Annotated in this window: 7 protein-coding genes; all 7 read left to right on the top strand. The window is 68.6% G+C overall.

Features of this window, described 5'->3' with window-relative positions:
* Window positions 1–99: 99 nt before the first annotated feature.
* The 7 genes from GY812_16715 (at window position 100) to GY812_16685 (ending at window position 26,343) form a co-directional block, all read left to right on the top strand.
* Window positions 100–23,085, top strand: a complete 22,986-nt coding sequence (locus tag GY812_16715) for a hypothetical protein (protein ID MCP4437127.1) — start codon at window positions 100–102, stop codon at window positions 23,083–23,085.
* Window positions 23,086–23,158: 73 nt separating this feature from the next.
* Window positions 23,159–23,542: a hypothetical protein gene (locus GY812_16710; GenBank protein MCP4437126.1), complete on the top strand. Its 384-nt coding sequence runs from the start codon at window positions 23,159–23,161 to the stop codon at window positions 23,540–23,542.
* A 186-nt stretch (window positions 23,543–23,728) separates the two neighbouring features.
* A complete protein-coding gene (locus GY812_16705; protein MCP4437125.1) occupies window positions 23,729–24,517 on the top strand; it encodes a hypothetical protein in 789 nt (262 codons plus the stop codon).
* Between the two features lie 32 nt (window positions 24,518–24,549).
* Complete coding sequence (locus tag GY812_16700) at window positions 24,550–24,981, top strand: hypothetical protein (protein MCP4437124.1); 432 nt, start codon at window positions 24,550–24,552, stop codon at window positions 24,979–24,981.
* 13 nt (window positions 24,982–24,994) lie between these two features.
* Window positions 24,995–25,816 (top strand): hypothetical protein, encoded by an 822-nt coding sequence (locus tag GY812_16695; protein MCP4437123.1) that lies wholly within the window; start codon window positions 24,995–24,997, stop codon window positions 25,814–25,816.
* Between the two features lie 2 nt (window positions 25,817–25,818).
* Window positions 25,819–26,079, top strand: a complete 261-nt coding sequence (locus GY812_16690) for a hypothetical protein (protein ID MCP4437122.1) — start codon at window positions 25,819–25,821, stop codon at window positions 26,077–26,079.
* A 3-nt stretch (window positions 26,080–26,082) separates the two neighbouring features.
* A complete protein-coding gene (locus GY812_16685) occupies window positions 26,083–26,343 on the top strand; it encodes a hypothetical protein (protein MCP4437121.1) in 261 nt (86 codons plus the stop codon).
* The last annotated feature ends 23 nt before the right edge of the window (window positions 26,344–26,366 follow it).

Raw genomic sequence — 26,366 nt, 5'->3', positions numbered from 1 at the left:
GGAAATGCTGCCTCCCGGCACTCGCTGGGACGAGCAGTCGCAGAGCTACGTCGCGCCGCAGTAGCACCGCACCCACACGAGACGTGGTAGACCTTCCCTATGGCTTCTCCGCGCGACGACGACCTGCTGCTGGAGGCTGCTGGCACTCCCTCGCCCCTGACCGAGGCTGAGCGCCGCTTTCTCGACGACGACGACACCGACGCTGGCATGCCGTCGGAGGCGCGAGCGATCCCGCGGGCCTCGACGAAGGCCTCCTACGACAAGGCTGTGGGGGACTGGCAGATCGGTCGTGCCGCCCAGCTCGTCGAGGGCGGCAAGACGGACGCGGAGGCCCGGAAGAAGGCCGCCAAGGAGGCGGAGAAGTTCCAGGTCATGCCGTCCGCCCAGTACGACGAGGACGTCTACGAGGCGGCGACGAAGGACCCGTCCGACTGGGACGAGGCAGACGTCAAGCTCTGGTCCCGCGGGCGAGGCATCCGCACGCAGTCGGCGCCGAAGCCGAAGGAGGGCGAGACCTACACCGAGGCCCACCGCAGGGAGTTGGGCGAGCTCTTCGTCGACACGACCAAGGCGCTGGCCTCCGGGGAGCTCACCACCAAGGAGGCCCTCGAGGAGGTCACCGAGGGCACGAAGCAGAAGGCCCACGAGCTCTACGACCGCGACTTCGTCTCCGACGAGATGAAGGCCATCGTCGGCTTCTCCGACATGCTCACCGGCTGGGCGGAGGGGTACACGGTCGGCGGCGTCGACCTGGAACTCGGCGGCGGAGACCTCGGGCGCCTCGTGGGAGTCGAGCCCAAGAAGGTCAGCGTCCCCAAGTTCGCGGTGAACCCGCTCGCCTACATCCAGCCGGGTCCGGTCGAGGAGGACGTCGAGGAAGCGAAGACGCGCGCGGCGCAGGGCTACCGGGCCCTCACCGAGGACGTCGAGTGGCTGGGTGGCATCGCGGAGATGCCTGCAGTCCTCGAGGCGATGGGCGGCTACCTGCCGTCGGAGCGCGAGAAGCGCGACGGTGCTGCGGAGGTGACCAAGGACGTCTGGAAGGCAGCGTCGGCCGCGGGTCGGAAGTGGAGTGCTCCGCACCTGGGCTCGGTCCAGCAGGCGGAGCTGGGCGAGATGTTCGGTGGCCCCGTGCGCCGCATGCGCGTCGCCGGCGGCGTGGACAAGGCGTTCTACGACGCGGTGACCACATGGGCGCAGAACGACTACACCAACAACGACACCGCCAACCGGGTGCTGGGGTTCTTCGCCGCCAACGCGCTGACCCCTGGTGTCTCGCCGGTCCTCCACGCCGCCCTCCAGACGGAGACGGGACGCGAGTGGCTCGAGGAGAAGACGGCGACTGCCAGCGCCGGCGTGCGGGCGTTCTCCTTCGACGAGCAGACGCAGGGGCTCTCTGAGACCGCGCCGCTCGAGGCCTTCGAGGATGCTGTCGGTGCCATCCGTGTCCAGGACCTCCCCGCGGAGGCCCGGAAGGACGTCGACCCGGACGAGATCATCGATGCCATCTACGCCTCGGTCGAGGCGGGTGAAGAGGGCGCGGCGCTCGAGCGCTTCGCGGCCATCATCTCGGGGCTCGAGGACAAGGACGCCATCCGCGACGTGCTGAGCGGCCGGCAGGTGGACACCGGCGACGCCCCGCAGGACGAGCTCATCGACGCGCTCAACCTCACCAAGGTCGGCGAGCTCCCGAAGCGCGTGCGCGATCTGATGGTCGACCGCGAGAGCGTGCTCGCTGGCATCGGCGCACGTCAGGAGGCCCGCGAGGAGACGGGTGGCGAGGAGATGGACGCCGCGATGGCGAGCCTCGGCTACCTGATGATGCCCGGCCAGGTCGAGAGCACCATCGGCAAGTTGATGCGTCTCTCCGACGCCGCGCCCCAGGTCTTCCTCGAGGCGGACGTCGGGCTCGCTGGGACGCTGGGCGCGCTCACGCCGGGGGCCACCGGCGAGGACTACGACACCTGGCTCCGCTCCGTCATCCCTGGCGACTCCGACGTCGAGGGTCTGATGATGGACCTCCGGCTGCCGGTGCTGCCGGCCTACGTCGGCGCGGGCGGCGGGCTCTTCAAGAGCGGCTGGACGGTGCTGCCGGCCCTCGCGGGCCTCGAGCGCATGCTCGAGTCGGAGCACATCGGCGGCGCGTTGGTCGACTACAAGGGCTACCGCGCTGGCTCCACCTGGGAGGCGCGGGTCTACAGCCAGCTGCACCCGGAGAAGGGGCGTGCGGGGGCCATGGAGGGCCTCGCCGACATCATGTGGGGCCTCGGCGCGAAGGAGCAGGGGTGGGCCGACAGCGCAGCGCGCGCGGCTGGCCTCTTCCTCGACTTCCGGGCCCCGTGGGAGGAGGCCCTCGCCGGCGCCCCCATCGCCGCGGCCCGGACCGGCGCCACCGGCTACCAGGCGGCGAAGGTCGCGCACCGCTTCGGCACTGGGGCGGCCCCCGCCGCCAAGGTGGGCGGGAAGGTGGCCTGGAGTCAGGTCGCGCAGGCCCTCCCCGTGTCGGACAGGATGAAGGCCCGCCTGGGCGGCACCGACGGCTACCAGGCCCTGCACTCGTCCATCCTCGCTGCCACGGCGGCGGCGGAGGCTTCGGGCAAGAGCTGGCTGGACAGCATCCATCCATCCGCCCGCCAGTCGGTCCAGACGGCCTTCGAGAAGCTCGGGGTGGAGGACGCAGAAGGGAACCCGGTCACCTTCAACCAGGCGGCTGAGGCCTCCAGGCGGCACGCCGCGTGGCTCGCGGTCCGGAACCTCGAGAAGGCCAGCGAGGTGCTGCAGAACGGCACCGCGCAGGACATCGCCTTCCGGCAGGAGCCTGAGTACCAGGCCTTCCGCGCAGCCCTCGACCAGGCGGAGAGCGTGGGTCGGCTCCGGCGCGGCGACGGCGCGGTCTACCTGGGCGTGGTCGAGGCGCTGGCCCGGCTGCTCGAGGATCAGGGTGCAGGCCCCTCGCACGCCGACGTCCTCCGTGCGCTGCGGCTTCGCATCGCCGGTGACGCGGACCAGCCGCAGCCGGGGGCGCTCCGCGCCGACCTCGAGCGCAAGTCGGCGCCGACCTTCTTCTCCACCGTCGAGCGGGCGCTGGACTGGATGAAGGACGACCGCTCCTACACCCCGCAGGCCATCCGCGAGCGGCTCTACAGTGGCGAGAAGGACCACGCGCCGTGGGGGCTGCAGGAGGAGGTCCTCGACAGGCGGTTCGCCGTGTCCAAGGCCGAAGCTGCCGAGGCGATGCATCGCGACCCGAACCTGGACCTGACTCGAGTCGGCTACGAGTCCGTCGAAGAGTACGTGGACGCGACCCACCGGGTGGAGCTCAGGGAGGTGGAGTCGTGGATCGACGACGCCAAGCTGGAGCCAGCCGCGGCGACGGCGCTGAAGCAGCGCTTCCGCGACAGCGAGCTCGGCAAGGACGGCGGCTACGGCAAGGAGTTCCTCAAGCGCGAGATCAAGCGCATCCTGCAGCAGGACACCCGGAAGTTCCGTTCCGGCATCCGCAAGGAGGAGGTCGACTGGCTGGGGCTGTCGGAGTGGCTCGACGAGCTCGAGGGCAAGGTCACGGGCAAGCAGGTGCGCGAGTACCTCGACGCCTGGAAGGCCATCTACTTCGACGACGTCCTCGACACCAAGCCGCCGGCGACGGAGGGGATGCCGGCCGGGTGGGGCTTCCACTACGCCACCGAGGAGGGCTACGGCTACTGGGTGCTCGCGGCACCGAGCAACGAGGTTCCGCAGGCGGTGTCCGAGGCCTCCGCTCGTGCGGGCTTCGTGGCTGAGCTCGACGTCGGGCTCGAGGTGATCACCGCCGACGACACCGCCGCCGCCGCCCTCGCCAGCGCGAAGGAGATGCTCAAGCGGATGGCGGAGGAGCCGGATTCCTTCGCCGTCGAGCCCGATGAGGTCGAAGGGGTGCGCGCGCTGGCGCGGGCTGTCGAGCCCATCCGGGTGACGGAGGACACGGCGGACGGGCCGCAGTACGCCTCGATGCAGTCGCCCGGCGGTGAGAACTACCGCGAGATCCTCGTGCGGCTCCAGACTCCAGAACGGGCCGCCTACGAGGCGCACCGGGGCGAGCTGTGGAAGAAGTACGGCCGCTTCTGGCGCCAGTCGGCCACCAATGAGGAGATGGGGCGCTCGAGGGAGCTCGGCGTTGCCATGGACGAGAAGCCGGGCTTCGACGGGGGGCACTTCGAGCAGCACCCGGACACGCTCTTCCACCTGCGCGTGAAGGACTACATCGACGACGAGGGCCGGCGCGTCCTCTACGTGGACGAGCTCCAGTCGGACTGGCAGAAGGCAGTGCGGGAACGCGGCGCCCGTCCGCGGCACGGCGAGGAGACTCGTCGAGATGTGCTCGAGCGGACGGCGCTGAACGGCGGGGAAGCCATCGGGAAGATGCCCGACCTGATGCGGACGATGAACGTGGCTGGTGTCACCCACCAGGCCCAGCTGCTCCTCTTCGGGGGGGACGCTTACGCGGGGCGGGGCCGACGTGCCTACCACCGGGTGGCGCCCCGTCCGCGTTGGGACGCGGCGTGGGAGGCGAAGGTCCGCAGTCAGTTCGCGGAGTGGGGGCTCGAGGCCCACGCGGACAAGGCCATCGCCGACGCTCGCGAGCTGGTGCCGCGAGTCGATGCTTGGGACGAGCTCCAGGGTCTGGGGCGTGAGACCCGCGTGCCGGAGCCGCCGCACAAGGCCTCCTGGCACGAGTTGGCGGTGAAGAAGTTGCTCCGCATGGCGGTGGAGCAGGGCTACGACCGGCTCGCCATCAGCCACAGCGACGTCCAGGTCCAGCGCTGGGGCGAGGACTACAAGCAGGGGTACATCGACCTCTACGACAAGCAGGTCCCGAAGTTCCTCAACAAGACCGTCAAGAAGTGGGGGACGAAGGTCGAGGCGGACGAGCTCTCCGTCGGGGCGTCGAAGCGCACTGTCCTCGAGTCGGACCCCGATGTCAGGGTGCCCTTCCTGCCCTACATAGGCGGGACCGCGCTGATGGCCGACATGGTGCACAAGCGGGAGTTGCTCGGTCACGAGATGGCCGGTCGGTTCACGCAGCTGCTCCAGCGGCAGTCGATGACGCATCCGACGCAGCAGCCGGACCTCGACGTCATCCACGGGCAGATCCGCGAGGAGTACCGCGACAAGGTCGTGGCGCTCTACGAGGCCCAGCGGGCCAGCCTCGAGGGCCACGGCTACGGCGACACGGTCGCCATCGACGAGCTCACCGCGGCGGTCAACGACCCCGAGACGGCGGCGGCGAACTTCATCCAGACCGCGCTCACCACGCAGGACTGGGGGGGGCACGGCGAGCCCTTCATCGTTCTCGACGAGTACGGGCGTCGGCTGTACGCAGCCGAGACCCGCGAGGGGGCCGATGACCTCGCGATGTGGGGCTCCAAGCCCATCAAGGTCTGGGCGATCGACATCACCGACAAGATGGTCGAGAGCGTCCTCTACGAGGGCCAGCCGCTCTTCATGGCATCGAAGCAGAAGGTGCCCGCCCGGCCCTTCTACTCCGCGGTGGAGCGCGCCTTGGGCGACCTCCTGCCGGACCGGCGCTACAGCATCGAGCACGTCCGGTCGAAGTTGGTGAAGGGGAAGAAGGAGTCGGTGTCCGAGGAGCTCCTCGAGTGGGCGCGGGAGCAGGAGTTCGTCGCCTTCGATCGGGTGGAAGGCAGCGACGAGATGGAGCGAGTCCCAGGGAAGCGGACCCGGAAGCAGATCCTGCACCGCCTCACAGAGACGGAGTCGCCCGCCCTCAGGGCGGAGTTGAAGGCGCGGCTCAAGCCGAAGAAGGACTACACGCGCGGGGAGTTCATCGAGGCGCTCGTCGGCGACAAGCGCCAGTTCCGGCCTGGCATCAAGCGCGAGGAGGTCGACTGGATGGACCTCGACGACTGGCTGCAGGGGCGGTCGCGGGGCGAGGTCCAGGAGGGCGACACGGTCGTCTTCAACGGGCTCGAGGGCGTGGTCGAGGCCATCGTGCCGAAGGGCCACATCCTGCACAGGCAGGGCTACCGGATGCGGGTCAAGGTGACCGGCGGAGGCAAGACCCTCCAGCAGAAGGCGGCTGAGCTCGCCAGGGACCCGAGCCCGGAGGCGTTCGAGTTCTTCCGGGCGACGCTGAACCGACAGATGGAAGCCGGGCACTCCCTGAGCGGCGCCTTGGGCGTCGAGGTTGGCACGAACTACGACATCAAGAAGGGCGTCGACGTCCGGCTCAAGTACGGCAACAAGGTCTCCGGGCGCGAGGTCGCCGACTACGTCAGCGCGCACCAGCTCGTCGTCGTCGAGGACGTACTGTCGACGGCCAAGGTGGAGGTGACCGGGCTCCCTGAGGGGTGGGAGTGGGCACGGCGGGCGACTGACGACGGCATGGGCGAGACCACGGGTGGCTACCTGCAGATCTTCGCCCCGGCGCACGAGGCCGGCGGAGTCATCGACGACATCAGCAGGTCGTCCGTCGGCGACGAGCACATCGCGATGGAGAAGCAGCTGCGCGGGTTGGTCCCGGTGATCGGTTCCTACGTCGACGACCTGGCCGGTCCCTACGACCGGCCTGGCGACCTGGCGAAGAGGCTTCAGGGCATCGAGACGGAGTCGGGGACCCAACCCTTCGCCGACATCCCCCTGGGGGACCTCGAGGTCACGGTGGGAGCGAAGCCGCAGGATGGCCCCCAGTACGCGGGCGCGGTCTCTCCTGGGGGCGAGAACTACCGGGAGCTGCTGGTCCGGGTCCTGACCGACGACGAGGCCGCCGGCGGCCACCACCATGGGTACTACGGCGATCACTACGGCGGCGTCCGCAACCTGCTCTTCCATGTCCGGGCCCAGGACTACATCGTCGACGGGAAGCGCATCCTGTGGGTGGACGAGCTCCAGTCGGACTGGCAGAAGGCGGCCAAGGACGCCGCCGACGACGAGGGGTACATCTCGCCGAAGCGTCCGTTGGCCACCTCCAAGCGGGAGGCATCGGTGAAGGCGATCGCCGACGAGGCCGGAGTAGCCCGGCCAGGCGTCGTCGCGGTCGAGGCCATCCACCTGCTCGAGCAAGTGGACGGGTTGGTCCGCGCGGACCGTCGCGTCGATGACCAGCGCGTGCAGAAGGTCCACCGAGCGCTGGGTGAACTGGTCCGGGTGGCGGACTCCGAGATCGGCCTCCGGCCCTTCCACGAGTTCGGCACCGGCCCGGAGGACTGGCGAGGTCACGCTGAGGAACTGCTGCTGGAGGCCTTCGAGAACGAGGTTCTGGCTCAGGAGGCCATGGCGATCCTCGAGGCACAGGTTCCGGCGGTGCAGCGCGCCAACTCCGTCTCCATGGGTGACAGGGCTAGCCGGAGCGCTCCTCCGGGCGAGCTGCTCCCGAGCCGGTGGCACGAGTTGGCGGTGAAGAAGGTGCTGCACCGTGCGGCGGTGGAGGGCTACGACGAGGTCCGCTTCTCCGGCAGCGAGGTGCAGACCCAGCGCTGGGGCGAGGACTACAAGCAGGGGTACATCAACCTCTACGACAAGCAGGTGCCCCGGTACGCAGCCAAGTACGGGAAGAAGTGGGGCGTGAAGGTCACCAGCGAGACCTTCACTCTGGACCAGGAGAGCGGGGGCTACCACATCGTCGACAACCGCACGCTGCCGCGCCTGCCGTCGGTGGGTGCTGAGCAGCGGGGTCGGCACCACGCTCAACTCCTCGCTGCGAAGGTCCGTCTCAACTTCCCCGACGACCCTGCTGGCGCCGCCGCTCACTATGGCGGGGAGATCGATGCCCTCTACAAGAGGGTGGAGAGGTCCATGCTGGACGAGATCTCCGTCATCGAGGGCTACGGGGTCTCCGACCCGAACAACGCCACCTGGAAGCGGAGGCGTCGCCTTCTGAGCGATGAGATCGACATCCTCAACGACTTCGGAGGCGACGGGTTCACGTTCCCGCCGAACAGCGGCAGGAAGTTCACCCTGGTCGAGGCCTTCATCGAGAACGCCTACAACTACGGCGAGCTCGACCGGTGGGCGGATGTTCACCACTCCAACCGGCGTCCGTGGACGATCTTCAGCGAAGAGAGGCTCGCCACCGTCCGCCGGCTCCCCTCCAAGGAGGATGCGGAAGGCAGCCTCCAGCAGCTCGCCGGGCCCCGCGAACTCCGAGGCTGGGTGGTCCCCATCACCGACAAGATGCGGGAGTCCATCACCACGGAGGGGCAGCCGCTCTTCAGTGCACCTGGGCGACAGCGCGCGAAGCCCTTCTACTCCGGGGTCAGGCGTGCCCTCGAGCCCATCAAGCCGGAGCGCTCGTACTCCTTCGAGTACGTCCGGGCGCTCCTCTACAAGGGCAAGGGCGCGAAGAAGCAGTACCGTCCCGGCGTGCGGAAGGACGAGGTCGACTGGCTCGGCATCGACACCTTCCTCGACTACCACAAGGAGCTGGGCCAGAAGAAGGTCAGGGGCGAGGACCTCCTCTGGTTCGTCGGGGCGAACCAGCCGCGGGCCAGGGAGATCACGCTGGGTCCCAAGTGGGACGACGCCAGCGTCATGGACGAGTCCGCGCCGTGGGCCAGTCACTCGATGCCCGGCGGCGAGAACTACCGGATGTTCGTCCTCCGGGCGGAGCCGATTCTGGACTCCCGCAATGGCATGCTGCCGGCGGACCAGGCGCGGTTCCGCGAGATGGAGAAGGAGCTCGACGAGGCTCGGCTGGCCCTCAGCCGCGGCACGCACAAGCACCGTGAGGAGGCCCTCAAGGCGCGCGGGTTGGAAGGGGCCGAGGACCACTACATCGGGGGCCGATTCGTCGAGCCTGGGAAGATCCAGATCGATGACCCCTTCGGGCGGCGCAGTACTCGTGTGGTCGAGGTCGAGGGCTTGGAACCGACGGTGCCGGACTCCCGCGACCCTGATGCCCCCACCTACGTGGTGGGGCATCAGGTCCACGTCCGCGCCTACAGGACGGGACCGGGCAAGTACTTCCTGCTCGAGCACTACGAGAAGACCCCGGAGGGTGCTGCGGCACGTGCCCGATGGGACAAGGCCTACGAGGTGGGCGCGCAGTTCTTCGATGAGGCGGAGGCGCGCGCGGCGGCGGCGGGCGTCCGGTCCCTCGGCAAGTTCATGGGCTCCGTGGGGCACACCAGGAACCCGAACGCGCTCTTCCACGTCCGGACCAAGGACTTCATCGACACCGACGGCAAGCGGGTCCTGCTCATCGACGAGGTCCAGTCGGACTGGCACCAGCAGGGTCGGAAGAAGGGCTACTCTGGGCCAGAGGCTGTGGCAGCCAAGGCCCAGCTCGACGCCCTCCGCGCTGAGCGGCTCGAGCTGCAGAACGAGATCCTCGCGATCCAAGGTCAGGCGGACCCCGACATGCAGGGGAGGCTTCGCGAGATCGATGGCCTGATCGATGAACAGCGCGAGAAGGCATTCCCGGTGCCGAACGCCCCCTTCCGCGACGGGGTGTGGTGGCAGTTCGCGCTCAAGCAGATGCTCCGGAAGGCTGCGGAGGGCAACTACGACCGCGTCTCCATCACGCCGGGCGTCTTCCACGCTGAGCGCTACGACCTCGGCGGGCACGTTCGCAGGATCTGGTGGAACCCGCGCGCGGGGATGTTCTACGCGGAGCCCCTCCAGGGCGGAATGATCACCCTGCGCGATGCCAACGGCAGGCCCGCCAGTCCAGAGAACCTCAGCGAGTTCATCAACCAGGAGCCGGCCGACCGGCTGCGCGCCAAGATGGAGGCCGCGAAGACCTCTATGGAGGGAGCCGCCCAGGGGCATCCGCGGATCTCCTGGGATGAGGAGGCAGACGCCTACGTCGTCGTGCGAGGGGACGGCACTACCGTGTCGGACGGGATGGGCTACGACGAGCACTTCGAGGACTCTGGCATGGCCCTCGAAGCTCTCGACGAGCTTCTCGAGTTCGAGGATCTGCCTCGCCGTCCCGTCCTCTCCCCTCTCGCCAACAGGCTCCTCGAGGAGATGGCGGAGTCGGTGAACGAGCACGCCGATGTGACGACTGAGGCCGTCGCGACCTACTTCGACAACAACTGGGACTTCTGGCGGGCGCAGAACATCGAGGAGGCCCAGTTGTTCAACGGTCTCTCGGAGGCGCAAGCCACCGCGAACGCGGACGGCATCGGTGCTGAACTTGAGGACCACTTCGCGTGGATGCGGCGTCACCGCGCTGAATCGACCTTCCCTGCTGTCACGGCGGACGTGGAGATCCGTGGCGACGACCTGAAGGTCTCCCCGAAGGGGTACACCGGCTTCTACGACAAGATGCTCCCGAAGTGGCTGAACAAGTACACGAAGAAGTGGGGGACGAAGACCAAGCCGACGGTGCTGAAGCACGGACAGAAGGCGGCACCGGCCGGCGAGCTCCAAGTGCGGGGCCAGCTCGGCAACGGGATGTACACGCTCCACGGCAACACGGCGCACGAGCTCGAGTTGATCGCCGAGCGCTCCCGCGAGGTCGCGCGGGACAGCAACGAGGCCGTCAACCTGTCGGGCCAGGCTCTCGAGGAACTGGAGAAGGCGGTCCTCGATGGGAACGACCCGGACGGGGACGTCGAGCGCTACCTCGACCGGTACGCCGATGGGCACTCGGCTGGAACGGACGAGTGGTCGGAGGCCATCTGGAGCCACCTCACCGACATCTGGGACGAGTTCACGGGAATCGTCGATGAAGGGCGCAGCGTCCGGTGGCACGATGACACCTGGAGCGTCTTCCGCGACGAAGAACGGATCGGCTTCACCGTCGAGACGGAAGTGGAGGCCCGCGAGGAGCTGCGCCAACTCCAGGAGGGATTGGAGGTCCAGGAGTCCCCCGACGTCACCGTCTGGTCCGTCGACATCACCGACAAGATGCGGGAGTCGGTGCTCTACGATGGCCAGTCTCTCTGGCACAAGGATGAGGCTGGCACCGTTCGCGGTGGCTTCCAGGTCCTCCAGGGCGAGAAGGCCAAGCCGGCCCTGACGCCGGTCCAGGAGGACGCCCTGGTGGCCTTCCTCGAGCGGACCGACGAACTGGACGACGGCGAGCCCGGACACGTCGAGGAGTGGCTCCGCTTCGGGCGTGAAGACGCTGCCGGGATGTTCGACGCCCTGGGCCGCGACATCTGGCGTCTCGACTGGGATGATGCCCTCTTCGACGAGGTGGAGGACCTGACCGCTGAGCTCGGCAGGCGCGAAGGCCTCGACCCCGACGGCGAGGACGACCTCTGGGAGGCCCTGCGGGAGAAGACCCGCAAGGTCGTGGAGCGCGACGCTCGCGGTCGGCTCCTCAGCGAGATCAGCGACATCCAGGCCCTCCGGGTGGCACCGGCGCCGCCGCGGCTCGTCGAGGCGGGTGGCGCCAGCCGCTACAAGGGCGCACCCTGGGCAGACCACGCCTACGGGGCGCGCGGGGCGCTCCTCCGACAGGGGGCACGGTCGCTGGCCGACGAGCTCGACGTCGCCATCGAGAAGCACGACCTCGGCGCCATCGACGCCATGGTCGACCGTGTGCTCAGGGAGGAGTGGTTCGGCCTCACCAAGGAGGAGGCTTCCGAACTCCTCGTGGCGAGCATCAAGCGCCGCGGCGTCGACATCGACGGGCTCTCCCACGAGGCGGCGTGGGACCTCCAGCTCGACTGGATGATGCTGAACGACGCCTGGTTCCGGTCCAGCCTGACCCAGCCGCTGATGGAGCTGCGGGAGACCATGGCGCGCTACCGCCCGGCAGAGGTCGGGACGGTCGAGACGGTGCGGGGTGAAGCCCAGCGCTGGCTGAAGCAGGAGGGCTCGAGTTACTACGACGCCGACGCCCCGGAGTACAGGCAGCATCTCGCGCGTGGCGCGGCCCATCGGAGCGCTCCGGGCCTGCCGCCAGAGTACCTGGGGCAGCCTGGGTGGTTGCGCGAAGAGGCGCGACTCATCGAGGAGACCGGCTTCGACGCGCGCGCCCGCATCCGCGAGGAGGAGGGTCGTCACGCGAGCACCACCCCTGCGGAGATGGTCCGTCGCCACGACGAGGGCGAGCTGGATCTCCCGGCACCGCTGGAGAAGTTCTTCCGCCAGTGGGACGCCTGGAGCAGGAAGTCGGACGAGTTGCGGCGCGAGGGTTCGGACCGCTTCGGTGGCTACGCCATCTCGCGAGCAGACGACGGCTTCACCATCGGCATGGAGGGCTCGGGACTCGGCGACCGCGCGCGTCCCCTCGAGGCCTTCATCCGGCGGACCTACCCGAACGTGGAGGTCGACTACCTCAGTAGCGGCAAGGTGCGCGTCCGGCTGACGGAGACGGAGCCGTCGTGGGTGCCGACCCGCAAGGGGCCTCCGCCCGAGCCGTCCCTGCCAGGGCGTGAGACGAAGGCGCCGATCGATGAGAGCCCCGACACCGTGGGTGGCGTGCACTTCAGCATGGGGCTCGCCGAGGCCGAGGATGCCATCCGCAGCCAGACCAACGAGGTGCTCGTCGCCTACGACCCAGCTGGTGGACAGGTGGGTCGGGTCCAGGGCACCCGAAGCAACGTGCCCTTCTCCGAGGCCTTGCACAACGCCTTGCAGGAGATCAAGGCCCTGCTCACGCACAACCACCCGCGGGAGTCGGGCCCGTCGTACCCTGACACCCTGACGGCCATCACCTACGGGCTCAGCGAGATGCGCGCGACGATGCCTGGTGGTGGCCACTGGCGACTCATCGCCCCGCCGGATGGTTGGCCGCTCGCGTGGGTCACCAAGGACATCCGTCGTCCGAACATGCGGCTCGACGCTGAGCTCGAGGTGCTCTTCGACAGCATCCTCGACGGCGCCACAGATCGGATGGATGCCCGCGTGGCGAGCCCGCCCCCTGACGCCCCTGAACCCCCGGATGGATACCCCCATGGCTACGACCACGACACCTGGGTCCGCTTCCAGCGCGACGCCGCCATCAAGAACCTCAACGAATGGCTCGAGGAGCGCGCCCCCGGCGCCGTCGTCTACGACGTACAGGGACGAGGACTTCAGGGACCGGAACGAGCTCCTGCGGCCGAAGGACGGGGTGCTGCTGGACGACCGGATCCCGCGGTACGTCCCGAAGAAGTAGAGCCGCTCCCTGAGAACGTCATCTTCCTCAAGGGTGGCGGCCGGGAGTGGGGCGCCTTGCCGCTCGAGGACGCGGTCGCCTGGGTCGATGCGAACATGGACCCGGCGCGTGTGCTGGGGAGCCACGAGCTCATGGCGCTCGACTCCTGGTCTGGCGACACCATCCTCCGGAAGGACGACGGCAGCCTCATCGTGCTGTTCCACGGCACGGCGATGGACGTGGACGTCTTCAAGCCCTCGACCAGAGGCTTCTTCGGGCCGGGCACGTACCTGAGCACGAACCCGACCGACGCCTCGCACTACGCCCGGTCGGACGGCAAGCGCGCGACACGTGACACGCTCGTGGACGGAGACGGGGAGGACCCGTGGGCGACGGCGCGGCCAGCCGCCCCGAACGTCATGCCTCTCTACGCGCGGCTCGAGAACCCGTTGCACTCCTACCGGGTGCCGAGCGGGGGGTTCGTCGCTGACGCCATCAAGAACGTGCAGGCGCTCCTTGAGGAGTACCCGGACGGGGTCGATGAAGTCTTGCAGCGACGCGGTCGTGACAAGACACGGAAGTGGACCCACGAGGAGCTCAAGAAGGCGGTCGACTACACCACCGAGGTGCTCGAGAGCATCCCCGAGATGGTCGAGCGCGGGGAGAACTGGGTCTCGCAGGCCTTCCAGTACAGGGACCGGCACTACGACCCCAGCAGCCAAGGCATGTCGGCGCCTCGCGTTGTCGTCCACGACGCCCTCTACAAGGCTGGCATCGACAACGACTACGACGGCATCTTCGTCGCCCGGCACGACCGTGGTGCCGACCACGTGGTGGTCTGGTCCCAGAATCAGGTGAAGAGCGCCATCGGGAACAAGGGGACCTACTCCCGCACCGACGACGCCATCCTCGAGGCCGGCGGCCGGGCCTACCGCCCGCTCGCGGAGCAGAAGCGCCAGCTTCGCAGCCTGCTCGACGAGGCGGGTTGGCCCGACGCCGCAAGCAAGGCGCGCGCGGACGAGCTCTTCCAGGTGCTCGCCAACGCCCGCGACATGGCGAAGATCGACCAGGCTGGACGCGAACTCCAGCGACTGGCGGGGAAGACCGGCGAGCGCCGGAGCGAGAGCCTGCTCCTCAAGGACGCCATCTACGACCTGCAGCGCCGGCGGGCACCGCGGCACGAGGGTGTCGGCGACGCGCCGGGCACTCGGCCCTACGGTGCCGTGGACGAACCTGTCGACGAGCTCGACTTCTCGATGCTCGAGAGCGGCGGCGACAAGCCCTACGGCCTGAGCGAGGTCCTGCAGTCGGTGGCCGCCCAGCTGGGCGTCGACATCGCGGACCTCTCGCCGGCGGACGTGGAGGCCTCCTACAACCGGTCGGGGCTCGACGCCCCGGAGACGCTCGAGCGTGCGCTGCGGGCGATGGTCAGCCCTGGGAGGGAACGTGGCGCGTTCCGGCGCTGGTTCGGCGAGTCCAAGGTTGTGGACGAGGAGGGCGAGCCGGCGGTCTACTGGAAGGCCATGATCGGTGAGGTGCCCCATGTGGGCGTCGATGGTGTCGAACTCACGTTCGCCTCTTCCTCGAGGGATGTCGCCGAGAACTTCGCCTCCATCAACGGAGAGGGGTGGGCTTCGCCTGGGGCGAGCGGTGCCCCTCCTGGGGTTGATGTCCGCCCTCGTGCCATCCAACAGGTCTACGTGCATGCAGAGAAGCCCTTCGACTTCCGCAACGCAACGGACCGGGAGTGGCTCATCCGTGAGATGAGCACGCCTGAGGCGGTGGCGGCCTACAATGCTGAGACGCGCAGTTACGGCGACAAGTACGCCTACCAGGCACGAGACATCCAGGCAGGGATCGAGGAGGGCACCTACCAGGTCCTCGAGATGAAGTACGTCATCGACCTCATCAGGGACCGGGGCTACGACGCCATCTACGTGCGGGAAAGCGCGGGCACCCCCATCAACATCGGCGTGTTCAACCCGAACCAGTTCAAGTCGGTCGACAACGTTGGGACGTGGTCGGGCCGGAACATCTTCGAGCAGGGCGCCGATAGCCTCTACTCCCCCGTCACCGCCCGCGTCGGGATGACCGCCTACCGCGGCGAGTACCCGGATCTGGTCCGGTACAACGAGGACTACAAGGCCGCGATCAAGAAGGGCGACACCGAGGCCGCGGAGGCCGCGAAGCGTCGGTACTACGACCTGTGGGAGCCCCAGCTCCGCGAGGCCCTCAAGCGCGCCGGCGTCGAGGCGACCGTCCGCCAGTCCGTCGGTGGGTGGATGGACGACCCGCTCGAGCTCGGCGTCTTCGTCGAGTTCCGTGGAGCCAGCCAGACGGAGGTCGAGGGCATGCTCGCGTCCTTCGGCCAGGGCTTCAACCAGGGCGGGATGCTCTTCCGCCACGTCGGCGACGTGCTCGAGCAGCCGACCCCTGACGCGAGTGGCCGCGCGCCGACGATGAACCTCAACCTGGGGCAGGAGGTCACGAAGAGCCTCGTCGACAAGCTCGCGAAGACCATGGCGAAGAGCGGGCTCGGCTGGACGATCGACGTCGAGAAGGGGACGATCAGCATCGCGCACACCCCGGAGTGGGGGGCGCCGGCTGCGGACGTCTTCATCGAGAAGGCCAACGTCGTCGCCCATATGGTGGCGAAGGTCGTCAAGAAGCAGTACGGTGTAGACGTGGCTACAGTATGGACACGAGAGTCCATCACTGTGGCTGAACCTGAAGCCCGAACCACGGGAGGGCATCGTGTCCCTGCGTACTACGAGTTGGTGGAAGCCTGGCGACCCGGTCTACGACCTCGCGAAGGAGTTGGGGCTGGTCGAGGAGATGGAGCAGGACCCGAACCCGTTCGACCTGTCGCACCTGCCGAGGATCCCGAAGGACGAGGTCCTGGGGCGGAGCTTCGTGACGGTGGCGCCGGGCCGGAAGCGGCCGGAGATCTCCGACGAGGAGCTCCGGGCGAAGTGGACGGAGGAGCTCCGGCAGCAGCACGGGGACCAGTGGGTGGAGGAGCACTCGGGGCTTCTCGACGCCCAGTGGGAACTGGTGAAGTAGAGGTCCCCCGCGGGTTCCGTTCTGCGGAGCCTGCGGAGTTCCTCGCCGCACGCGCTGAGCACACCCGCGACGAGCATCTCGCCATGCTCTCGCCGCTCGAGGAGGGCGACCTCGCCGGCCGCCGCGCCTACCTGTCCGACGACGGCCAGGTGGGCTTCGTCCTCGACGCGGAGAACGACCTTCAGAACGTCTTCAGCGGTCGCACTGGCGGCGGCGTCGAGGCGCTCTTCAGCGCCATCGAGATGGGTGCCGCGAGCCTGGACTGCTTCGACGGCTTCCTGCCCGGCTACTACAAGTCCTTCGGGTTCGTCGAGACGGAGCGGCTCACCTGGGACGACCAGTACGCGCCGGCTGGATGGAACTACGACAAGTTCAGGCGTCCCGACGTTGTGATGATGCGCTGGGAGGGCGGCAACCGCGCCTCCGTCCGTGACCGCTGGCAGAAGGGTGAGCCCCTCCCCGCTGGCGCGACCCCCTTCGGGATGGGTCGGCACGTGGACCGTCCGGGCGCGCGCCCGCAGGCTGTCGCGGCGAAGAAGATGAAGGCCGAGCTCGTGGAGGCGCGCAAGGCTGGGTCGATGTCCCCCGTGGCCTTCGACGAGGCGATGAAGCGGCTCCGGCTGGACGACTCGAGCGCCCTGGTCGAGGAGACCTTCACGGTGAGCACGCCGTTCGGCGACGCGGCGGTCAGCCTCGTCCGGACCGACGGCTACAAGGCGCTCATCCCCGGCGGGTTCGACGGCGACTGGTCCTACCCGGACTTCGACTACAACCAGCGCCGCCCGATCTGGTTCGACCTCCCCCTCGACCCGGAGAACCTCCCGCACCGGAAGTGGGTGCCGGCGAGCAAGTCGCCGACCGGTGAGCGGCTCGAGGGGCTGCACCAGGGGCTCCTCGACTTCAAGGACCGCGACGCTGCGCTGCGTCGCATCTGGAGCGAGGCCGGCGTCCCGAAGGAGGCCATCGACGGTGCGCTCAAGGCGGACGGGAAGGACGTGCCCGCCAAGGTGAAGGAGGCCTTCGCTGCCGTCCGCGAGGCCCAGGAAGATCTCCGCATCAGCCTCTTCCAGAAGCACGAGCGCTCGATGGGGCTGAGCAGGCATCGCCCCGAGCCCGCCCATACCCCCGACGGGCTTCCCACTGCGGAGTACGCCGAACGGATGGGGCTCCACGCCATCGAGCTGGCCAGCCAGTACCTCTTCGCGATGCTGTCGCCGCAGCTGAACATCGTGAAGAATCAGGTGGTCGGGTCCATCGCGGCTGTCCGGAGTCGGGCGGAGTTGAGCGCACTGACCGACAAGGCCCGCCCGCTGCTCAAGGAGTTGGAGCGGGAGTTCGATCGGCTCAGTGGTGAGCTCGAGGGCAAGCCGTTGGCCACCGCGAAGCGCAAGGCCTGGCAGCGCTTCTCGCAGCAGTCGGCGGCGATGCTCGGCTTCGCCGTCACCCTCCCGCAGGCTGCCCGGATCTCCGGCGAGAGCCTCCCGAAGAAGGGCGGACGCTGGCCGCGGGCGCAGGCGGAGCGGATCACCGGCCTCACCTGGGATGACCTCCGCGCCATCAACCGCGCCCAGTACGAGAAGGACCTCGCCAAGGCCCAGAAGGCGGCCTACGCCGCCGACAAGGTGGTCGAGGACCTGCCCGAGGGCGCGTCCGCTGCAGACGTGAAGGAAGCCGGCGACGCCAAGCTGGAAGCCTGGGCGGAGGTGGACCGGGTCGAGCAGTCCCTGAACACCGTCCCGGCCCCGCAGATGGAGGAAGGCTTCGCCTTGCAGGGCATGGGCGACCCCGGCTTCGTCATCGAGATGCTCGTGAAGGTCGACGAGGACCTTCGCGCCTTCGAGGACGGCAAGCGCGAGCGGCTCTTCTTCGAGCCCCACCCGGACGAGCCGTGGGGCTCCTACATGACGCGGCTCACCTCGAACCTCCGCGGCATGGCCCCGAAGATTGCGGCCTTCGCTGGCCTCGGCGTGGACCTCGAGCGCGCGACCTGGATCCCCGTCGACATCTACATGCTTCGCGAGTACGGCCACAAGGTCGCCGGCTCCAAGCAGGCCCTCAGCGCCCTCCAGAAGATCTGGTACGCGAAGTGGCAGGCTGGCGAAGGGCACCGGCAGTCCGGCGGCAACAAGAAGGGGTGGGACTACAACCAGAAGAACGGCCGCGGCGCGGACAGGACCTGGGAAGAGGAGCTCCAGCGCCGGTCCAAGATCTCCTACCGCCGCTACCTGAAGTCGGAGGGCGTCGTCGACTGGACGGAGCACCTCCGCGACATGGTCACCCCGAAGGCGGTCACGCTCCCCTCCGAGGGACGGCTCCAGGTCACCCTGAAGCAGATCGCGAGTGCGCGACGGAAGCTCCGTCAGGCGGAGACCCCGAAGAGCGCCATCTCGGCGATGCAGAAGGTTCATCGGCTCGAGCGCCAGCGGCTCGCCCAGCAGTACGTGGACATCTGGCGGAAGCAGCACCCCGACGTGGACCTCGGGTCGGTGCTCCCGACGAAGCCGAACGGCAAGTACATCCTGCAGGTCCCCACCAACGGCTACCTCGAGGTCATCGCGGCCATCAAGCGCGACCCCGCGGTGAAGAGCGGGCGCCTCGGTGAAGGCGCGACCATGTGGCTGCGGTGGGACGAGACCCGCAAGGTGCACGAGCCGGAGCCTGTGGTGGCACCTGGCACCTTCCTCATGCCGAGCACGCGCGCGCGCATGGAGAGGGTCGACGCGGAGCTCAAGGAGGCTGGTGCCTACGCCGAGCCTCGGCACACCAAGCGCCCTGGCCAGCGCCCCTACATCGAGACCGTGGACGAAGCGGCGGAGCCGCAGGGCCTCTACGCGACCAGTCCTGCCGGCGAGGTCGAGGGCACCTTCCACATCGAGCAGGCGGCCCAGCTCGTCATCACGCTCTTCCGCGAGGGGAACCTCGACACCCTCTTCCACGAGGCGGGCCATCTCCTCGAGTACCTGCTGGGACCCCAGCACTACCAGGAGCTCGTCCGGAACTTCGAGCACATCAGCGCCCGCGAGGCCGACGCGGTCTGGGCGGATGTCCAGTCCGGCGTGGACGACGCGACGGCCGCCCAGCGGCACGGGCTGCAGCACGACCCGGCGAACGGCATCAACGACGTGGACTCAGTGCGCGTGCGGCGCTCTCGCGGCGGCACTGGGGCGGTCCTGACCACCCGTGGGCGCGAGCAGGCTGCGGAGTCCCTGCGCTGGTACTTGCGGCTGAAGACGGCCCCCGACGGGCGTCTGCAGCGGGTCTTCGACCGGACCCTGGTGGGTCTGCAGCAGGCATGGATGCGCGTCCGGCGTGGCGTGGCTCCGATGCTCCGTCAGCAGCCCCCCTCGTGGAGCCGGATGGACCCTGCGGAGAGCGGTAGGCCGGCCGTCGGGCCCGTCGATGCCGCCACCAAGCCGGAAGAGGTGCCGAAGCCCCTTCTGTCCCCCGAAATGACTCTCTACTGGGACAGGCTCCTACGTCCTGACCTCGCGGCGTACCAGGAGGCGGTCGTGACCGTCTCGGGGGACCCGGAGGTCCGGGGCAGGATGCAGGGTGTGACCGTCTCGCCGAGCCGTGCGGTCCGGATCGAGGAGGGTCGCCCGCGGTCGGCCGGTGTACGTCAGGAGGCTGCTCGAGCCGAGTACCGTCCTGAGGTCCTGATGCAGGAGCTCGGGCTGCAGGCGGGTGACCAGATCGGTGCCACGGAGCTCCTCCGCGAGGTGATGGCCAACGCGGCGGTCCAGAAGTTCCGCGAGGTCTGGGGCGGCGAGGAGACGCAGCGCCTGACCACCCGCACGGTGGTCCCGAAGTCGCGCGTGCGCGCCATCCACGACGAGGTGGTGGGTTCCTTCCAGGCCCACATCGGGCTCTCGCCGTCGGAGCTCGCTGCTCGCGCTGACGCCCAGCTTGGAGACGTGCGCCTCAACCCCCTCGAGCAGGGGCTGCTCCGGAACCTCGCCCACGAGGTCGCCCGCGAGCCGATGGGCAACCCGGTGCCGGACAGGCTGCTGGACCCCACCGAGGACCTGACCTACGTCCGCCTCGACGAGATCAACGCCTTGCAGGAGGCGGCCATCGACGTGGCGGCCGGCGTCGGCGGGCACCGGTCGCGCCGTGGCGAGGCTGTTCCGCACACGGTGATGCGGGCGTTCATGCGGACCCTGAACCAGGCGGCGGAGCGACTGGCTGCCCAGGGTGACGGCGAGGGCCTGCTCGACGAGGTGGCCGCGCCCCTGGCGGGAGCGGTGCTGGAGGCCAAGGCGGCCCTCGAGAGCCGCTTCATCGTCACCGACGAGACCGCCGGCTACCTCGACCCCGGCTTGCGCGAGCTCGTCGACACGCACCTCCGCGGACTCGAGGAGAGCCACTACCGCCTGCTCCGTCTGCTGCGGGACGCGCGGGAGAACGGCCACGCCAGCCTCCGGGCGGGGATGACCTACGTGGTGGGCCAGCTGAGCCCGCCCGTCGACCCCAGCCTCGCCGGCGTGCTGCTCGCCTACCGCCAGTGGTTCCGGGGCACCGAGACGATGTCCGCCTGGGCGATGCTCGACACGGGCACCATCGCCGCGCTGCGTCGGCTGCTCATGCAGGGCCACGGGATGACCCCGCTCGAGAGCCGGTCGCTGGCCTACCTCGACTCCATGCGCGGGCCGAACCGTCCCATCACTGCGGACGAGGCGGTCCAGATCGGCGAGTCCATCGCGAACATCTCCGACGGCATCGAGCGCCGGTGGTCGACCGTGAAGCGCCGCGCGCAGGAGATCACCATCGCCGCCGGCGGTCAGGTCTCCGACCCCGACATCGACCTGAGCGGTTCCGCTGCGGTGGAGCGCTACGAGCTCTTCTACCGTGGCCAGTGGGAGCACATCTGGGACCGGGTGAACCAGGCTCGAGGCCGGCACGCCCACCGCCGCTTCGACAAGGGGCAGGCGGCCACGGAGATGGTGCTCCGGATGATGGTCAACGAGCAGCTCGGCGAGCTCTCCCGCGCCCTGGCTGAGCACGGGCTCGACGTCGTCGGGCATGCCCGCGACACCGCGGTCGGCGAGCGCCGAGTGCCGGGCAGCGAGCGCGCCCCGCTGGGGACCCAGGACCGCGAGGCCTTCCGCGAGCGGACGCTGTTCTACATCAACCAGATCATCCAGTGGGAAGACAAGCCCCAGTTCGCCCGTGGAACCAAGCGCGCGACCTACCTCCCCGACGCCCCTCAGACGGCTGGGAAGCCCTTCCCCGAGGCGGAGGCTCAGGCGGCGTCGGACGCGGGGTGGCCGCGCGACGAGCTCAGGAACGTGCACGACATGCTCGCCTACCGGGAGGCCTGGCGCATCCTCGAGTCGGCTGGCTTCAAGTACGGCAAGGGGAAGTGGGTCGACCACGAGTTCCCCGACGGATCGAAGGCCCTGCTCCCCGACATGGTCATCAAGCAGATCGACGAGGCGACGGACCTCCAGGCGGCGCTGGGCAAGGCCTACGCGCCCAAGGCGCACAAGCCGCTGCGTGACGTCTGGGAGGAGACCTCCGGCGCAGGCGACATCGTCCAGCAGCTCTTCCTGAACGGCTACTCGCCCTCGGCTGCCATCCGGATGGGCATCACGACCGGCCTGCTGCTGCCCAACCCCGGCTACTGGGTGAACAACACCTTCGGCGCCATCCTGCAGACCTACGGTGGGAGCGGCTTCGGTGCGCTCAGCCTCGCGGGCTACGGCGGCACCCCGCTCGAGAAACTCCAGCGGGTCCGGCACCACCACGGCATCGTCCGGGCGGTGACCACCAGGATGTGGGGCGAGGGCCAGTGGCGGGCGACCGGTAGCGGCGTCCTCGTGACCCCCGACGGGCGGATGTACACGGCGGACATGATCGCCGCCGACGCCCTGCGCTACGGCTTGAACTCGTCCTTCGTCAAGAACGAGACCATCCGCGGCATCGCTCGCGAGATCCGCGACCAGTACCCGGAGGGGTGGCGCTACCTCATGCACCACCCGCAGTTGTGGCAGAAGACGCTCGTCGAGAGCGCCACCGCCATCGACAACTACTTCCGCGTCTCGGTCTACGTGGACGGGCTGCTGCAGGGGAAGAGCCCGGCGGAGGCAGCGGAGGGCGCGCGTCTCGCGCTCTACGACTACGGCCAGCTCACCGAGTTCGAGCGGAAGTACGTCCGCCAGCTCGTCATGTTCTACAGCTACATGCGCCGGAACCACGCCCTGTGGTGGGACGTGTTGCTGACGAACCCCTCGCGCGCGCTCGGCCAGCTGCGGCTCCTGCACGGCACGGCGAAGTGGGCCATGGAGCCAGAGGACGAGCAACTTGCTGCGCCGGCGATCTACGAGGACCGCGGCTGGTGGGGCTCGAGGGACGCGGAGGAGTGGACCCGGAAGTGGCGTGTCGGCTGGGCGTGGCCGCCCGTCCCCATCGCCGACTGGGTCTCGACGGCTGCCGACCTCCACGACTCCGTCGTCTACCTCGACGAGGACGCGATGAAGATGACCGGGAGCCGGCTGACGCCGTGGGCGCAGATGCCCATCACCATGATCGGTGGCGTCGACATCTTCCGGATGCGTGACCTCGAGAGCGCCGACAACATCCCGTGGTGGCTGATGGAGCTCGACACCATGGGCGGCGGTCACCTGCACTACGTCTTCGACGTCGGCGTCGCCTACGAGGACGACCCGCTCCGGCGACACTACCGCGGCCTCCCCTACCGCTACGTGGCGGGCGCCCAGGGCGAGCACGAGTTCGGTGGACGGGCCTGGTGGCTCTTCACGAGCATGACGCCGCTGCCGGTCGCCGGCGGCCGGTCGCAGGACACCATCACCAAGGCTCTCCGGATGTGGCGCCCGCGGCCCGGCATCTCGAGGGGCGAGGAGACCTGGGGCTTCACCGGCGCGGTCAAGCCGGTCCTTCTCGACGACCCCACCGAGGCTGGGCTCCGCGAGATGGGCATGCAGGAGGCGGACATCATCCGGCAGACGATGGAGATGGAAATCCAGTAGCTCGAGCCCGCCAGGCGTCGCGGGCATCGACGACGACGAGGGCGAGCCGCATCATGGTCGTGCTGGTGGCTGCGTGGTTCCACTCGAGGATGGCGCGGATCTGCATCCCCCGGTCGCAGATGGGGGCGCGGGAGAAGGTGAGCGGCTCCCCATGGTGGAGGAGCTCGTCGTGCAGGTACTGCTCCCCACCGATGTGGAGGCTGCGGAGACGTGGAGGGTGAACCCGCGTCGCGACTTCGGTCATGACGTTCCCGACGGCGACGAACGCCAACCCGATGGGAAGGAAGCGAACTGGGCCGCAGCAGGCGTCTGGGATGAGCACCACTCGCTGGTGCGCGCTGTCGAGCACGACGGTGCGGCCGTCTGGGTCATGCTGAACGACGAGCGGCACCAGCCAGGGGGTGGGCGCGGCGGCTCGGTGTGGCTCAGTGCCCTGAAGGTCAGGCAGTCCTCGTAGGACGGCTTCTTGAACGACGCTCGAGACGCTCGAGCCCCTTGCCCGCGCCTCTTGCCGGAGCTCATCCTCGAGGGTTGGGTCGAAGTAGATGTTCATGCGGCGAGCATACCCTGCCCGCCGTGACCATACGGCCGCCCTGCCGACATGGGGTAGACCATCTGCAACACCCCACGAGGAGTACCTCCCATGTCGCAGATCCCGGCCCTGATGGGCGGCAACAAGCTCTCCCACTCCGCCACCTTCGAGAAGGACGTCACCTTCGAGGGGGCTGTCATTGGCAGCAACGGACTTTCCAGCCGCTTCGAGCTGTCGTGGGTCGCTGGCCAGCGTGGCAAGCCGGGCATCAACACCGACATCCTGAACGCCATCGAAGCCATCCGCATGATCGCGGACCCGGACTTCGAGGTGCAGGGCACCAACATGACGTCGGCGCTGTGTACCTACTACGCTGAGGGCGGCATCACCCTGACCACGGCTGGCGCCGACGAGGACCAGGCCATCCTGGTCCCCCACGAGGACGGCAACCAGTCGCCCTGGGAGCAGGTGACCTGGGGAACCGACAAGGAGGTCGCCTGGGAGGCTCGCATCGGGACCGCGGCGAACATCTCAGATGTGATCATCTGGGCGGGGCTGAAGCTCACCAACGACAACGTCGTAGCCACCGACGCCGATCAGGTCTTCTTCCGGTACGAGGACGGTGTCGGCAGCGGTGTCTGGCAGGTGATCTCGTCGATCGGTGGGACCGACACCACGACCAACAGCACCGTCACGGTCGCGGTCTCGACCGCCTACCACCTGAAGATCGAGGTGGACTCGGACCAGCGAGCGAGGTGCTACATCAACGACGACCTCATCTACGAGACCGCCGCACTGACCACGGACGACCACACCCCGATGATCGGGGTCGAGGCCGGCGCCACCGCAGCGAAGTCGGTCGTTGTCTTCGGCCAGGCCATCAGCCGCGTCGTGGGTTGATCGACCCCTCGACCCTGAACTAGGAGGGCACCATGGCACGAGTAGGCTTCGTCGTCAGCGACGTGAACAACTCCGCGATCACGGCAGACCTCAGCACGACGGCTGTCGTGCTGCTGCATGCCGACTCGGACCAGGACGCCAACTCGGAGGCGATGCCGAGCTCGGGCTACCTCTCGCACGTCGAGCTGCACTTCACCTCGGCCGCCACGCCGACCACCGTCCAGGCCCACCTGACCTGGGAACTGGCGGGCGACGAGCCGGCGAGCGGCCAGAGCGCAGCCACAACGCTCCACGCCCTCCAGACCTCCGACGAGAAGGGCGCGGCGATCGGCATCGACCAGTTCTATCGGACCCCAGCGCTGGCGACGTCTGCCGGGCAGATCTACCTCTGGCTGGTCCTCGACTCAGGCACAGCCACCCTCGAATCGGCTCGGCTGCACTGGGCTGAGCACCTGGGACGCTGACATGCCCCGCGGCATGACGATCAACATCGGGGAGGAGCCCGCTGCCGGCGGCGGCGGCGACTCGTGGACGTCCAACGAGTACGAGCTGGACTTCGCTACTCACGCGAACTACGACATCCACGCCCAGGGCGATGGGAACGTCACCGTCGACTCCAAGACGTGGATCGCTGGCGGGATGGTGTCGCCCGACAACACGGACGACTTCCAGATCGTGAACGGCACCGGGTTGCAGATGGCACCCCGAACCACCACGACCATCAACTGGACGGGCACGATCAAGCGCTGCGGCATCGGGGCGCTGATCAGCGACCTCGTGTCGCAGTTCACCGACGTCAGGCAGACCGTCGACCTACAGCTCCTGGTGAAGGACGACACCTGGAGCACCTCCAAGATGGGCGTGCTGTTCGGGGTCGAGGCCAACGACAGCCCGATGGCTGAGTCTGGCGGCTCCGGCTTTGGCATCCTGTCCAGCTACATCGGCAGCGCCTTCGAGATCGAACTGGTGCGCTGGCAGGGCGGGACCTCGCTGGCCGACACCAGCGGCGTGGCTCCCGCGTCACACGCCCACGTGCTCGGCCTCCGCGTCCACAAGGGGGAGGCGGTCGAGCTCTACTACTCGACGGACGCCGCCGACTACAAGACCGCCTTCTCCGGCGGGTCTTGGGCCTCTGCGAAGCAGGGCAACGTGCTCGTGACCATGAACAACAGCCCGACCAACCAGACGGACTGGATGACCGCCGCCAACCTGGGCGTCGTCATCGGCGTGCGCGGCAACGCAAACACTACGGTCAATGCGCTCAAGCTCTGGGTCAAGGTCTGGAACGTGCTGGAGTAGCCATGTGGTGCATCATCCCTGGCGACAACCTCGTCCGGACCATCGAAGACGGCGAAAGCGCTGTCATCGCCGCGGTCATCGCGTCCGAGATCGACGTATCCGAGATCGTGGAGGCCGGTTGCGCCAAGGGTGACGACGGCGTGTACGTCGGCATCAAACTGCTCAACGGCAAGACCCGCACGCGCCGCATCGGCAGCGACGGCAAGGTCAGCGGCAAGCATGGCGATATCCCTGCCGCTCTCGCCGAGTGGCTGGACGGCTGAGCGGTGGAAGGACTCATCAAGGTCCTGACGAAGCTGGTCTCCCAGCCGGCGACTCTGGGCATCGCTGTGTTCGGCGTGCTGGGGCTCGGCGGGCTGGTCATCTGGGCCGTGAGCATCGTCGCAGCGTCGGACAAGACCGTGGACATCACCCTCACGGGCATCCACGCCAGGCAGGACACGGAGCTGCTTCAGTGCCGCGCTGACCTCACCGCAGCGGGCATCCAGGGCTCCAAGCTCGCGGCGCTCGTTGCAGGGCAACCCTGATGTTCGCCGGCTGGAACACCGAT

The sequence above is a fragment of the Actinomycetes bacterium genome, from assembly GCA_024222295.1.
GTDB lineage: Bacteria > Actinomycetota > Acidimicrobiia > Acidimicrobiales > Microtrichaceae > JAAEPF01.
This window is presented reverse-complemented; position numbering and strand designations above follow the sequence as displayed.

Excerpts from the sequence above, each read along its gene's own strand:
- GY812_16700 (MCP4437124.1), top strand. The coding sequence starts at position 24,550 with ATGGCACGAGTAGGCTTCGTCGTCAGCGACGTGAACAACTCCGCGATC.
- GY812_16695 (MCP4437123.1), top strand. The coding sequence starts at position 24,995 with ATGACGATCAACATCGGGGAGGAGCCCGCTGCCGGCGGCGGCGGCGAC.
- GY812_16715 (MCP4437127.1), top strand. The coding sequence starts at position 100 with ATGGCTTCTCCGCGCGACGACGACCTGCTGCTGGAGGCTGCTGGCACT.
- GY812_16705 (MCP4437125.1), top strand. The coding sequence starts at position 23,729 with ATGTCGCAGATCCCGGCCCTGATGGGCGGCAACAAGCTCTCCCACTCC.
- GY812_16690 (MCP4437122.1), top strand. The coding sequence starts at position 25,819 with ATGTGGTGCATCATCCCTGGCGACAACCTCGTCCGGACCATCGAAGAC.